The sequence below is a fragment of the Venatoribacter cucullus genome (genome assembly GCF_016132445.1).
In the GTDB taxonomy this organism is placed as follows: domain Bacteria; phylum Pseudomonadota; class Gammaproteobacteria; order Pseudomonadales; family Oceanobacteraceae; genus Venatoribacter; species Venatoribacter cucullus.
Map to the genome: position 1 here is coordinate 1596966 of NZ_CP046056.1, position 13008 is coordinate 1609973.

12 protein-coding genes and 1 pseudogene are annotated in these 13008 nt (G+C 54.9%); 2 read left to right on the forward strand and 11 right to left on the reverse strand.

Annotated features, from left to right (window positions below; genetic code table 11):
- Positions 1 to 21: 21 nt before the first annotated feature.
- Together rlmF and GJQ55_RS07545 are read right to left on the reverse strand one after the other, a co-directional pair.
- A complete protein-coding gene (rlmF, locus tag GJQ55_RS07540; RefSeq protein ID WP_228344369.1) occupies positions 22 to 1323 on the reverse strand; it encodes a 23S rRNA (adenine(1618)-N(6))-methyltransferase RlmF in 1302 nt (433 codons plus the stop codon).
- Positions 1320 to 2333, reverse strand: a complete 1014-nt coding sequence (locus GJQ55_RS07545) for a GlxA family transcriptional regulator (RefSeq protein WP_228344370.1) — start codon at positions 2331 to 2333, stop codon at positions 1320 to 1322. The genes rlmF and GJQ55_RS07545 overlap by 4 nt, the downstream gene beginning before the upstream one ends.
- A 56-nt stretch (positions 2334 to 2389) precedes the next feature.
- Here GJQ55_RS07545 and GJQ55_RS07550 point away from each other — a divergent pair, with 56 nt between their 5' ends.
- Complete coding sequence (locus tag GJQ55_RS07550) at positions 2390 to 3217, forward strand: M90 family metallopeptidase (RefSeq protein WP_228344371.1); 828 nt, start codon at positions 2390 to 2392, stop codon at positions 3215 to 3217.
- 131 nt (positions 3218 to 3348) lie between these two features.
- Positions 3349 to 5070 carry a beta-ketoacyl synthase gene (locus GJQ55_RS07555; protein WP_228344372.1) on the forward strand — a complete coding sequence of 574 codons (1722 nt, stop codon included), beginning with the start codon at positions 3349 to 3351 and terminating at the stop codon, positions 5068 to 5070.
- A 12-nt stretch (positions 5071 to 5082) separates the two neighbouring features.
- Here the strand turns inward: GJQ55_RS07555 and GJQ55_RS07560 are convergent, their stop codons facing one another.
- The 9 genes and pseudogenes from GJQ55_RS07560 to GJQ55_RS07600 all read right to left on the reverse strand — a co-directional run bounded on the left by GJQ55_RS07560 (position 5083) and on the right by GJQ55_RS07600 (position 13001).
- A complete protein-coding gene (locus GJQ55_RS07560; protein WP_228344373.1) occupies positions 5083 to 5322 on the reverse strand; it encodes an NAD-dependent epimerase/dehydratase family protein in 240 nt (79 codons plus the stop codon).
- A gap of 54 nt (positions 5323 to 5376) precedes the next feature.
- Positions 5377 to 5757 carry a DUF3127 domain-containing protein gene (locus tag GJQ55_RS07565; protein ID WP_228344374.1) on the reverse strand — a complete coding sequence of 127 codons (381 nt, stop codon included), beginning with the start codon at positions 5755 to 5757 and terminating at the stop codon, positions 5377 to 5379.
- A 97-nt stretch (positions 5758 to 5854) separates the two neighbouring features.
- On the reverse strand, positions 5855 to 6268 hold the full coding sequence (locus GJQ55_RS07570; RefSeq protein ID WP_228344375.1) for a type II toxin-antitoxin system HicB family antitoxin: 414 nt from the start codon (positions 6266 to 6268) through the stop codon (positions 5855 to 5857).
- 14 nt (positions 6269 to 6282) lie between these two features.
- Positions 6283 to 6462: pseudogene (locus tag GJQ55_RS07575) on the reverse strand (type II toxin-antitoxin system HicA family toxin).
- Positions 6463 to 6704: 242 nt separating this feature from the next.
- Entirely contained in the window at positions 6705 to 7418 is a 714-nt protein-coding gene (locus tag GJQ55_RS07580; protein ID WP_228344376.1) for a M48 family metallopeptidase, read from the reverse strand.
- The gene (locus GJQ55_RS07585; RefSeq protein ID WP_228344377.1) at positions 7418 to 10531 is read right to left on the reverse strand and encodes a type I restriction endonuclease subunit R; all 3114 of its coding nucleotides are present in this window, start codon (positions 10529 to 10531) and stop codon (positions 7418 to 7420) included. Before GJQ55_RS07585 ends, GJQ55_RS07580 begins: the two co-directional genes overlap by 1 nt.
- 160 nt (positions 10532 to 10691) lie before the next feature.
- Positions 10692 to 11762, reverse strand: coding sequence for a type II toxin-antitoxin system antitoxin DNA ADP-ribosyl glycohydrolase DarG (gene darG / locus GJQ55_RS07590; RefSeq protein WP_228344378.1), 1071 nt, complete (start codon positions 11760 to 11762; stop codon positions 10692 to 10694).
- On the reverse strand, positions 11762 to 12406 hold the full coding sequence (darT, locus tag GJQ55_RS07595; RefSeq protein ID WP_228344379.1) for a type II toxin-antitoxin system toxin DNA ADP-ribosyl transferase DarT: 645 nt from the start codon (positions 12404 to 12406) through the stop codon (positions 11762 to 11764). Before darT ends, darG begins: the two co-directional genes overlap by 1 nt.
- Before the next feature lie 4 nt (positions 12407 to 12410).
- Positions 12411 to 13001 carry a DUF4433 domain-containing protein gene (locus tag GJQ55_RS07600; RefSeq protein ID WP_228344380.1) on the reverse strand — a complete coding sequence of 197 codons (591 nt, stop codon included), beginning with the start codon at positions 12999 to 13001 and terminating at the stop codon, positions 12411 to 12413.
- Positions 13002 to 13008 lie beyond the last annotated feature (7 nt).

Here is a 13008-nt window from a genome sequence, read left to right on the forward strand (position 1 = left end):
TTATAACAATGCCGGTGAAAATTAAAAATGCCAGGCAATAAAGCGGCTGTTTTTCTGCCCTTGTGCCATGGGCACCACGGTTACACCCTGCGCGTCTACTGTACGCAATGTACGTTTTAACAGCGGAATATGATCCTGCTGCGATACCAGCGCAGTAAACCAGCCGACCTGCGCACCATACTGCACGCTTTCTTCGATCATACGGTTTAAAAACGCCAGTTCACCACCTTCGCACCACAGCTCGTTACTCTGCCCGCCAAAGTTACGTTTTACCGAGGCTTCTTCGCCTTTTAAATTACGCCATTTGCGCCTTGACTGGGCTTCGGCTTCTTGCTGCGATTTGAAAAACGGCGGATTACACAGGGTTAATTCAAAGTAATCATCAGCACCAATAATACCGCTGAAAAACTGCTGCGGATTGCGCTGCAGCAACAGCTGTACCGATTGCAGCGCCGGGTTGGCAGCAATAATGCGGTGGCCGTTGGTCACTGCCACACCGTCGGTATCAGTGGCGGTAAATTGCCAGCCAAAAGTGCGGGTGCCCAGAATGGGGTAAATCAGGTTGGCGCCGGTGCCGATGTCCAGCACCCGCGGCACCGGGTTTTTGGTCGCCCGCTCACCGCTGGCCAACAAATCATTTAAATACTGCAGATAGTCGGCCCGGCCCGGAATCGGTGGGCACAAATAGCCGGCCGGGATCTGCCATTGGGTAATGCCATAGTGATGCGCCAGAATGGCCTGATTCAGACACAACACCGCCTTCGGGTTGCTGAAATCAATGGTTTGTTCACCGCGCGGATTGGGCGCTAAGTATTTATCCAGCGCCGGCAACGCCGCCACCAGCGCCTCCATATCGTAACGGCCCTGATGCGGGTTGGACGGATGCAGGCCTTCGGCCTTTTTTTCACCGTACAGGGGCGACACCGGTTCGGTCGGCGCGGCCTGTTCGCGGCGCTGACCGTAAGGCGAACCGGAACGCGGTTTATCCGAGCGGGGTTTATCCGCACGCGGTTTGCCGGCGTAGGGACTGTCAGAACGCGGCTTATCTGAGCGCGGTTTGTTCGAGCCGGGCTTGTCCGAACGCGGTTTGCCCGCATAAGGGCTATCCGAGCGGGGTTTATCTGAACGAGGCTTATCCGTACGCGGTTTGCCAGCATAAGGACTGTCAGAGCGCGGCTTGTCAGAGCGTGGCTTGTCATTGCGCGGTTTATCGGAACGCGGTTGTTCGCCGTCGGTTTTTTTACGGGCTCCCCAGGGGGAAAACGGGGTGCTGTTATCGTCGCTCATGCCGGCTTCATCATCAGAATCAAAGGCCGGCATCATACCATGCCCGCCGGGCCGGAGCTGCTGCCACGGAAGAGTTTGGCGCGCACTTTTTTGCGGTATTCCCCCGGTGTTTGCCCCGCCAGGCGGCGGAAAATGCGGGTAAAGTAGCCGCCATCGCTGTAGCCCACTGCCGCGGCAATGTCGGCAATGCTCAGGTTGGAGTTCTGCAGCAAATCACGCGCCGCATCACAGCGCTGTTGCTGCAAATACTGACCCGGGGTTTGTCCGGTAACCGCCTGAAAACGCCGGTCAAACTGGCGTTTGCTTAACCCGGCGGCCTGCGCCAGCGCCGCCAAATCCAGCGGCCGCTGCAGATTCTGCTGCAGCCAGGTTTGCGCCAGGGCAATTTCCTCGTCCGGGTGCTGCTGCGCCTGGCCGGCATAAAACACCTTTTTCTCAAACGGATTACGCACCTCGGGCGAAAACTGCTGCTCAACTTTTAAGGCCAGTTCGCGGCCGTACTGCAGGCCGAGAAAATGCACCATTAAATCGGCACCAGAGTTCACACTGGCGGCACAATAAATGCGCCCGGCCTGGGTTAACAAATGCTGGCGCTGCAACTGCACGCGCGGGTAATCCCGGGCGAAGGCATCCAGATAATGCCAGTGGGTAGTGGCCGGTTTGCCATCCAGAATGCCGCTTTCCGCCAGCAGGCACACCCCGGTGCCCACGGCAATAATGCTGGCGCCAGCGCGATACTGGCGCGCCAGCCAGTCCACCGTACCGGCCAGCGCTGGCAACTGCCGGCGTGGGTTACGCCACAGCGCCGGCACCACAATTAAATCGGTTTGCACAATATCGGGCAGGGTTTTGGACGGGCGGATCTGAAAGCCACCCAGCATGGTTAGCGGCTGCAGCTCGGCCGCCACCACATCCACCTTAAAACCGGCGCGGGCATCGCGCTTTACCCGCAGCTGTGCCCGGGCCGCTTCCAGCATTTCCAGCGGAATGGCGACGCTGGAACTCAGCATCTGATCAATCGCCAGTAAAGTAATGTGTTTAATCATCGCCAGCCCCCGTTATTCCGTTATGATGCTGCCCAATCTTACCGTCCGGTGCTGTTATGCAACCCGTTACCCTGTTTTTAGTGTTCGCTGCCGTGGTACTGGCCGCGCTTATTTTCTGGCTGTTTTTTTACCGCAGCTGGCGGCGTCAGCGCGAACTGGACAGCCCGTTTCCACCGCGCTGGCGCCAACTGCTGCGCGAACAACTGCCCCACTACGCCCATCTGAACAGCAACCAGCAATACCGGCTGGAACAATGCGTACAGCTGTTTATGGCGGAAAAAACCTTCTACGGCTGCGATGGCTTTACCATCAACGACCGTGTGCGCATCACCATTGCCGGCCACGCCTGCCTGTTACTGCTGGGGCGCAGCTTTTCGCACTTTGACGACATCCGCAGCATTCTGGTGTACCCGGATGTTTACAAAGTACCCAACCGCCGTCAGGACGGGCTGGTGGTGCATCAGGGTAACGACGTGCGTGCCGGTGAAGCCTGGAGCGCCGGCCGCGTGGTACTGGCCTGGACCAGCTGCGAAGAAGCCAGCAAAGACCGGCATTTTCCGCACAACGTGGTACTGCACGAATTTGCTCACCAGCTGGACTACCTCGACGGCATGGCCGATGGCGCGCCACCGCTGAACAGCGAACTGAGCGACGACTGGCCGCGCATTATGACCGCCGCCTTCAACGACCTGCAGCAGGCCATGTACTACCAGCAACGCCCCTGGCTGGACCCCTATGGTGCCACCGAACCGGCCGAATTTTTTGCCGTACTGACCGAAACCTTTTACCAGCAGCCGCAACACCTGCAGCAACAGCAACCGCAGGTATTTGACCTGCTGTGCCGTTATTACCGGACAGACCCGCGCCAGTTCAGCACCCGCTAAGACACCCTTGCCTTGGTCGCAACAATTGCGACCTTATTGTCCTGCTTTATGACCAATCTATCCTAATAACCCTGCCGGTGCGCCCCCTACAATGGCCGCATTCCAAACAGGTACAGGGTTATTTCCGGGTTATGCGCAAACTTGCTGTTATTACCGCCTTCGGTGGCATCAATGCCGCCGGCCGCAGTTCCGGCCATCAGGCTTTCCGTCGTCTGGTGCTGGACAAACTTTCTGCCACCCAGCAACTGGAAACGCTGAACGCCTTAGCGCAGCTGATGGGCCTGCCGCAGCAAAGCGACATAACCGCCGCCTGGCGCGAGCAGATTATTAACGGCAGCCTGATCCGTGGCTGGGACAATATCGACTGGGACGCCGCCGCCGTACCCTTCCACCAGCCTTTTACCGATGCCGAAGGCACTCCCTGCTGGCGCTTAAGCCACAAACGGCTGGCGGTACAAAGCGCCGGCCAGACCCCCAAAGGCTTTGATCCGGCGTCGCTGTACCCGTCGCGTCATCATCCGCGTGGCTTGCAGATGGCGGTGTATGGCGTTTCCGATGCGCTGGGCCAGCTGGGGCTGGATTGGGAAGTGATCCGCCAGCACCTGCGCCCCGACCAGATTGCCGTGTACGCCGGTTCGGCCATGGGCCAGCAGGATGCCAATGGCCACGGCGGTATGCTGCAGTCGTTCCTGCAGGGCAAACGCACCAGCTCCAAACAGTGCGCGCTGGGGTTAAGTGAAATGCCGGCCGACTTTATTAACGCCTATGTGCTGGGCAACGTCGGCGCCACCGGCAGCATGACCGGCGCCTGCGCGACCTTTTTATACAACTTAAAAGTGGCGCTGGACGATATTCACAGCGGCCGCCGCCGGCTGGTGATTGTGGGCAACAGCGAAGCGCCATTAACCCCGGAAATTGTTGAAGGCTTCAGCGCCATGACGGCGCTGGTCACCGAACAAAAACTGCGCGATCTGGACGGCCTGGGCCGCGATGACACCCCGGATTTCCGCCGTGCCAGCCGCCCGTTTGGTGAAAACGGCGGCTTTACCATTGCCGAATCAGCGCAGTTTATTGTGCTGACCGACGACGCCTTAGCGCTGGAACTGGGCCTGAGCATTTATGGCAGTGTGGGCGATGTGTTTATTAATGCCGACGGCTATAAAAAATCCATCTCCAACCCGGGCGTTGGCAACTACTTAACCATGGGCAAAGCCATGGCCGAAGCGCGCCGCTGGCTGGGTGAGCTGGCGCTAAAACATGGCTCGTTCGTACATGCCCACGGCAGCAGCACGCCGGCCAACCGCACCACCGAATCGCATATTTTCAGCGAACTGGCCAAAGCCTTCCGCATTCCGGCCTGGGACATTACCGCCGTAAAAGCCCACGTTGGCCACTCTATTTCGGCCGCCAGCGCCGACCAGTTAATGGCCACGCTGGGCAGCTGGGCGCACGGCATTATTCCCGGCATTACCACCACCAGCGCGGTAGCCGCAGATGTGTACCAGAGCAACCTGAACATTCTGCTGCAACACAAAGAAATGGATGCCGAAAAAACTCCGCTGGCCTTTGTAAACTCCAAAGGGTTTGGCGGCAACAACGCCTCGGCGTTTTTTGTCAGCCCACACAAAACCCTGGAAATTCTGCAGCGTAAATACAGCGGCCAGGAATGGCACGACTATCACAATAAAAATGTCGATGTGCAGCAACGCAGCCAGCAATGGGATAAAGACACCAGCGCCGGTCTAACCAAACCGATTTATCGTTTTGGCGAGGCGGTACTGGAACCAGAAGACCTGGAATTAAGCGACCTGCGCATTCATATAAAAGGCTGGGATAACCCAGTAGAACTTTAAAACAGAAGAACGTTAAGACGGAATAACCGAACCGTCCCAATGCAGCAGTGCGCCGTGCTGCTGCGCCTGCTGTAAAAACGGCTGCACCAGCGGGATTGAAGTGGCTGCCGATAAATCGGCCACGCAATGGAAATCCGACGGCGCGCCGGAACGGCTGAGGGTAAACACCGTATAACCCGCTGCGCGCAGCTGGCGGGCCAGTTCGGCACCAATACCGCCAGAAGAACCGGCTACTAAAACGCGCTGGACCATAGGCTTACCCTCAGATCAGATTATTCAGACGGTACTTTCTTAGAAAGACCTTCCTCAGAACGGCACGTCGTCATCATAGGCCGGGGCATCGTAGTTTGGCATGGTTTGCGAAAACTCATCCGCACCACCACTGCCCGCCCCTTCAATGCGCCACGCCTGCAGGCTGGTGAAGCATTTTTCCGGGTTACCCGGTTTGGCCCACAGACGGCCCGACAGGTTGAAGGTCACTTTAATTTCATCGCCAATGCGGTAGTTATCCATCAACGCACATTTGTCTTTCAGCAACTCCAGCGCCACGTAATTCGGATACTCCGGCTTCTCGCCTTCGCCGGTGAGCTTGATCACAAACTCGCGTTTGGTGAAACCGTTGGCACCGTAGGAACGGGTTTCGTCGATGGAATGAATGGTGCCCTGCACCTCGAAGTTCTTGGCCATGAGAGAGTCCTGAGTATTGCTGGTATAAAAAGAAGTGCCGATGGTATCACCAAACGGCACATTATTATGGGTTGAACTGAGTGGTGAAGACTGAAATTCAGGAATGCAGGCTATTCAGTTCATCCAATGCTGCCTGAGCAAGGAAACCAGAACGGCTGCCATAACGGGGATTCGCCGACACAATGGCATCAATCCGTTTGATCAGACGATCAGGCAAGGTGACATTGATTTTCTGTGATTTACCCAGGTAAGGGGTGATATCAAAATCCACCAACGCCCAGATACGGTCGGTATACGCCGGGTTTTTACGGTGTTCTTCAATCAGGCCAGCCTGGGGAACCGGGTCACCTTCTTCAAACAGAAACTCCATATACCCTTCCAGCGCTTCGTAAGCATTAGCGATGGCCTCATCCAGGGTATCGCCAGCCGATACACAGCCCGGGATATCCGGAAACTCGACCCCGTAAGCCTGGGTTTCGTTGCCAAGTTCAATCGCAATAGGAAATTTCATAGACAACCCCTTAATTAAAGCTGTGCCTGTGTTCGTATGGCACGAACAGTACCGGGCGGCAGGTCTTTTTTAGGATGTGGCACCGTTACTTTGCCGGGTTAGGTTGGGTGCTTGTAATAGTGATGCGAGCCTCTGACATTCACCAGATACCAGCCATCCTCCTCGAGGTCTTTGATCAATGCCCGACTGTTCACAGAGCCTCCGTGCCCATAAGCGCACTTCAGTCGGAGTTACTATAACCCCGCCATCTGATTTGGGTCAACGCATGCCACGGGCAAAGCGAGCGCCCTCGCCAGCCCACTGCCGCGGTCAGCCAGTTCGGGGTTTAAAGGAGCGTTTACAGGGGCGTTTACAGGGGCGTTTACAGGGGCGTTTTTCCAACGCTGTTACCAACGCCTGGCGGATACATCTGAGAAAAAATCACGCACTGTGCTTATCAATACGCCCACGAATCATGCGCCAGCGGCGAACTGTTCAGCAGATTCCGGCGCTCGCGCCAGTCAGGCAGGTATTTATCCATCAGCGTCATAAAGCGCTCGTTATGATGCCGTTCATGCAGGTGTACCAGTTCATGCACCAGAATAAACTCCAGGCACTCGGGTGCTTTGCGGGCAAGGTCAAGGTTCAGCCAGATGCGTGCCGCTTTAATATTGCAGCTGCCCCATTTGGTTTTCATGCGCTTAACGCCCCAGCTATCGGCCTGCACGCCTATTAACGGCTGCCAGTATTCCAGCAACTGCGCCGTCGCCGTTTTCATCTGCGCGCGATAGTACTCATTCAACAGCGCCATACGGTTATCGCGATGGGTGCCAGGCTGAACGAACAGCGTGATTTTGGTTTTCGTAACCTTAACCTCGTGTTTGCCCGCGCGCTCACGCACATCCAGCCGTAACCGTTTGCCCCACAGGTAGTGAGTTTCGCCATTCACCATTTCACGCTCGGTCTGGCGTGGCTGGCTGGTAAAGCTTTTCTGCTGCTTACGAATCCAGGGAATACGCGAGATGACGGCCATACGAATGGCGGTATCGGTCATCTGCAGCGGTGCCGATACCCGCACCTTACCGTCAGGCGGTAACACGTTGATGTGCAGGTTTTTAATGGCTTTACGCTGCAGGACCAGTGTCAGCTCTCCAAAGCGGAGTTCTGCCATTATTCGTAGTCCTTCTGCGCTTTGACCAATTCCATCACCTGCTGAATATCCACCTCATAGCCCTTGGACTCATCTCGGATCGCATTAGCGATTTCCTTCTCTTTAATGCGATCACCGTTCCAGTCGGCTTTTTTGGTGTAACGAATGGCGGTATCAATACGGTTAGCCAGCACTTCATCACGGCCTAAGTTATCGTACAACGCGCGTTTAGCGCCGGTGTCGATGGTCGGCGGATAAGTAACCGCTGCAGTGTCTTCCGGGCGTTTTACCATCCGAGCCAATTTGGCAATTTCTTCCAGATATTTTTTATACTCAATCGCCTTTTCACGGCGCAGAGTAATCAGTTCATCCAACAACGCCGACATTTTTTCGTAGTAACGCGGGTTAACCGGGTTTTCGTCAATGATGGTTTTTCGCACGTTGTTTTCAATGGCTTCGGCCATGGCTTCGTCATTTTTGCGCAAAGATTCCGGCAGCTGTTCAAGCCCGTCTACGCCTTTCTGCACCACCAGTTCAATCAGCCCCAGCTCTTCAAAATCCATCAATTTTTCGCTGTCATCGGCGCGAATATACATATCCAGCAGATGACGCATAGCCGGCTCAAAGCGCTTCATATCCAGCGCATCACCGCTGGCAAGTTTGATTTCTTCGCGCAGTTTTTCGTAATGCGCCACTTCGGCACGAATAGCGTCTATCTGCTCGCGCGTATAACCCGCCTCCTGCATTTCGTTGGCGATATTGGCATAAGCACGAATCAACTTAGCCACTGACTGATACAGGTTTAAGCGCAAGGCTTCGCGCTCAGTTAATTCATCAGCATTGTTGCCCGACTCACCGCAAAAATAATGCTGATACTCAAGCTGACCACGGGGTGCCTTCACGTCTTCGCACAGGGCACGCACCACTTCCAGTGCGTTATCCAGGTCTTCTTTAGCCTGCACTAACCGGTCTTTCAGCAGGCCGGCAACGTCTTCCTGATCGTAGCCATCAAAGGCTCCGGCGGTGTAATCCTTAATGGCTTTATCCAACGAGCGGAACAGGTCTTTATAGTCGATGATGTAGCCGTATTCTTTATCGTCGCCATCCAGTCGGTTAACCCGGCAAATAGCCTGAAACAAATTGTGGTCGGCCATCTGTTTGTCGATATACAGATAGGTTGCCGAAGGCGCATCAAAGCCGGTCAGCAGTTTGTCTACCACAATCAGCAGCCGCATTTGTCCCGGTTCTTTGATAAAGCGTTTTTTAACGTCTATCTCAAACTCATCCACGCGGCTGGCCGCCTGTTCTTCGGTGGTTTCAAAATAGTCCGCCAACATACGGCGATAAATATCGTATTTGAACAGTTTTTCCGTCAGGCCTTCGCCGGTTTCTTCGCCTTTAATGCTGGCCGCCGTAGGCTGAAAGCTGGTAACAATAGCAACCTTACCGGCCAGATCGGTCTGGTTAAACATCTCGTAGGCTTTACACGCCTGATACACGCTGGCACACACCAACATGGCGTTGCCACGGCCATCCATTAAGCGTGGGCGGGTTTCCATATCCAGAAGAATATCGTTCACAATCTGCTGCAGGCGCGACTTGCTCGACAGCACCTTCTGCATGGTGCCCCATTTCTGCTTTAGCTGGGTTTTGGCCAGCCCGGACAGTTCGCGGGTTTTGGCCTCAAACCATTCGTCGATCTTTTTCTGCGAAGTAATGTGCTGGTCGATATCACGGGCTTCGTAGCGCAAATCCAGCACCACGCCATCGGCCACCGCCTGATCGAACTTATAGGTATGAATGAAAGGGCCGAACACTTCGATGGATTTTTTCTTGTCCTTCTTCATCAGCGGCGTGCCGGTAAAACCAATAAACATCGCCTGCGGCAGAATGGTTTTCATGGCGTCGTGCAACTTGCCCGACTGGGTTCGGTGGCATTCGTCCACAAACACAAACAGATTGCCCTTGGCCTGAAAGTTAGCCGGTAACGACGCCTTCAGCTCGGCGATAAAATCGGCCGCGTGTTGTTCGTTGTCATCATCGTCATCACCAAAACGGCCAAACTTATGCACCAGCGAACACACCAGCCAGGGGGTGGGTTTATTCAGGCTATCAATCAGGTCGGCACCGCTTTTCGTGCGATAAATCTGCTCCTGCACGCCACTGAATACTTTCTCGATCTGCTCATCCAGCTCGCTGCGGTCGGTAATAATCAACACGCGGGCATTGGGCTGATTTTCACGAATCCACTTGGCCAGCCACACCATGGTTAAACTTTTACCCGAACCCTGGGTGTGCCAGATAATGCCACCCTCACGGCGGGCAATGTGCTTTTTAGCCGCCTGAATACCGAAATACTGGTTGTGCCGGCAGGTTTTTTTAACCCCGGCGTCAAACACCATAAAATCGTGAATCACTTCCAGAAAGCGCGCTTTGTTGCACAGTCGGGTCAGGTGGTAATCCAGCAAGTTGCCTTCTGGCAGGGTTTCATCGTCTTTCCATTCCAGATAATGCTTTTCCGGGGTTTCGATGGTGCCGTAGCGCAAGCCCTGGGTATCGTTACCGGCCATCACCAACTGCATGGTGGTGAAGAAATTGCGGATAAAGTCTTTCTTCTGGTTATCCAGATTCTGGTGAATACCCTCGGTCACACTCACCGACGAACGCTTGAGTTCAATCACGCCCAGCGCAATGCCGTTTACATACAACACCAAATCCGGGCGCTTGGTTTTGGCCGATTGCGATGTGCCTTTTACCGTCACCTCTTCGGCAATGGCAAAGTCGTTGGCTTCGGGGTTTTTCCAGTCGATCAGCCATACCGTCTGATTCAGCTCGCCTGCACCTTCTTTGTCTTTCACGCCGTAACGCAGCAGGCTGTACACCTCCTGATTGGCGTAATACAGGGTTTTGCCTTCTCCCAGCGCAGCAGCGGTATCCAACTGACGCATCACACGCTTGATCAGCGCCTCGCTGATGCCGCGCTTCTGCAGCCAGGGCACCAGCAGGTCGGGCATCACATTGCGGTTATCGGGCCGGTCGCTCCAGTCGCCCAGATAGCGATAGCCCAGCTCGCTGCGGAATAACTCCACCACCCGGTTCTGTGTTGCGCGTTCGCGCTGGCCTACTACCGACATACCTTCAATCCCTTAAAAGCCCATTCCAGTTAGATGCCCATCAAACAACGATCAAACAAATCTGAACGCTGCTAACCCGCATGGATACAGGCATACGCCCGTTAATGGCAAGATTATTAACTATCAGGAACTGTAACTCATCAAACAACGATCAAACAAATCAGGCAGCCTGAAACCGAGCCAGACGCTCAATCGCAATGTGCAGGCTGTTGTCGTCGAACAACCGATTCTTACGCTGCGCCCAACGCGCCCCCGCTGGCCAGTGCTGCAATGCCGCGCGCACATCGGCCACATTGGCATTAACCCCCTCACGGGTTAACAGCCAATCGACGGTTGCCAGCAGCTCCATGCCATAGGGGCTTTCAAAGCCTTCAATCATGGCCGAGGCCATTTCCAGTGCAGGCACATAGTCTTTGGCGGCCGAATTCAGGTAGGCCTGCACCTTGTCGCGGGTTTCGTCACGAAACCAGATCACGTCCAGTGGGTCGCTGTCGGGAATACGCTTCTCGGCCTTCAGATAACTGCCATCCAGTGCATTCAGCAGATGATCAAGGTTATTGGCGTAGGGGCCGTAATTATTGGCAACAAAATTCAGCTGCAGCTTATCGGGCAGCCCCTGCAACTGAATGGCGCGCTGAAGGAACCAGGCCAGCTTCTGAATTTCCAGCAGGCTGCAATCAATACCCAGCAACCAGTAACGGCGCACCAGTTCGGCCACTAAGGCCCGTGCTTCGGTAAGATTCTGCACGCCATTACGCTTGGCCACGTTCTGGTAGGCAGCAGTTGGTTCGTACACCAGCACCTGCACACCGGGTATATCCCCCAGCGCGGCCTCGATACGGGGTTTTACATCCGCCCAGCTCAGGCCACCGTTCCCTGCTCCCAACGGCGGAATGGCAATCGACTGTACCTGCTGCTCGACAATAAAGCGCCGTAAATCCTGCAGGCCAGACTCTACCCACTCCATGCGGGAGTTGCCGCGCCAGTGCTGTTTGGTGGGAAAATTCACAATCCAGCGCGGGCCCATCAGTTCACCGGTTTCGGTAATGAACATATGCCCGGTCTGCACCTGCTGTTGCTTACAGGCCTGAGCATAGGCCTGCATATTGGCCGGGAAGCGCTCTTTGAACATCAATGCAATGCCCTTGCCCATCACACCCACGGTGTTAACGGTGTTTACCAGCGCCTCAACCGGCGCTTCCAGCAAGTTGCCCTGTGTGTATTCAATCATCAGAAGTACCATCCCGGCCGGGCTTCAACCTGAAGCCCCAGCCCTTGTGCTGTTACCTGAGCCTGAACATCGGCCCGGTCTGTGTCGTTATGGGTGATGATACCGATCAGCGCCGTAACAGGACAATGCTGATACACCAACGCCTCGGCTTGATAGCGTTCGATCTTGGCCGGATCATCGACACTGCGCGCAAAATCGCGCCGCTGCAGCAAAGGCCAGTCGATCTTATCCAGATGTGCAGCACAGGTGTAGAAATTCGCCCATTGGTAATAGGCATGGCTGTCGGTAAACACATAGGGCAAGCCCGCCTGCTCCAGCCGGTGAATGCTGGACACCAGAATCACGATCTCGTCATTGCTACGGCGGGTAATGCCGCCCCAGCCGGTCTGAATATTGCGCAACATGGGCGAAAACGGCGTGAAATAAAACGGCACATAATCATTCAGCACACCAAATGGCCGCACCGGCACCCGGTGGCTGCCGCGCTTAGTGATCAGCTCCGGGTTGCCAATGGATACCCAATTATCCGAGTGCTGCGCATGATTTCCCGCATACAGACCATTGGCCAGAATCCACGGCAGGTTATCCCGGTGCACAATACGCCAGATCAGGGCTTTTTGAGGATTCAGGCTGGTATAAAGCATGGCATCACCTTGCAAACATCCACGGCGCCACATTGACATGAAGCGTCAAACCGGCGGCTTTCAGATACGCCTGAACAGTCGCCCTATCTGCGTCAGTTTTTACATAGATGGAATGAAATTTCGCAGCATCAACGGTTACCGGTGACAGGCATTCCGCCATGCAAGTCTGCTTGTAGTCCTGATCAGTGGCGTAACTGTGCTCTTCGCTGTGCATTAAATCCCAGTTAATGGCATTAAAGCCCGCGTCATAATCCATAATGTCCGGGGCTGCACCGCACAGCGGATGGCTGGGTACAATCTTCCAGTTATTGGCCTTTGCCAACTCACGATGAACCGCTAAAACAACAAAGGGCGTCGCTGGATGTTTGTGCATAACTGCATAGTCAAACGGGGTGCGTGAGAAAAAGTGAAACGGCACATGCTCTTCCAACCCTTTGCTCTTACGTGACTCCAGAATGCTGTGATCCGCCACATCAGCAAAACCCGCACCCGACAATGCGGCACGTGACTGCAGCCCATTTTTCAAAATCGACGGCAGATTCTCCATTGCCGTGAGGTGATAGAGCAGTTTCTGATTTTTATAATTTTTTGCCATGTTATGT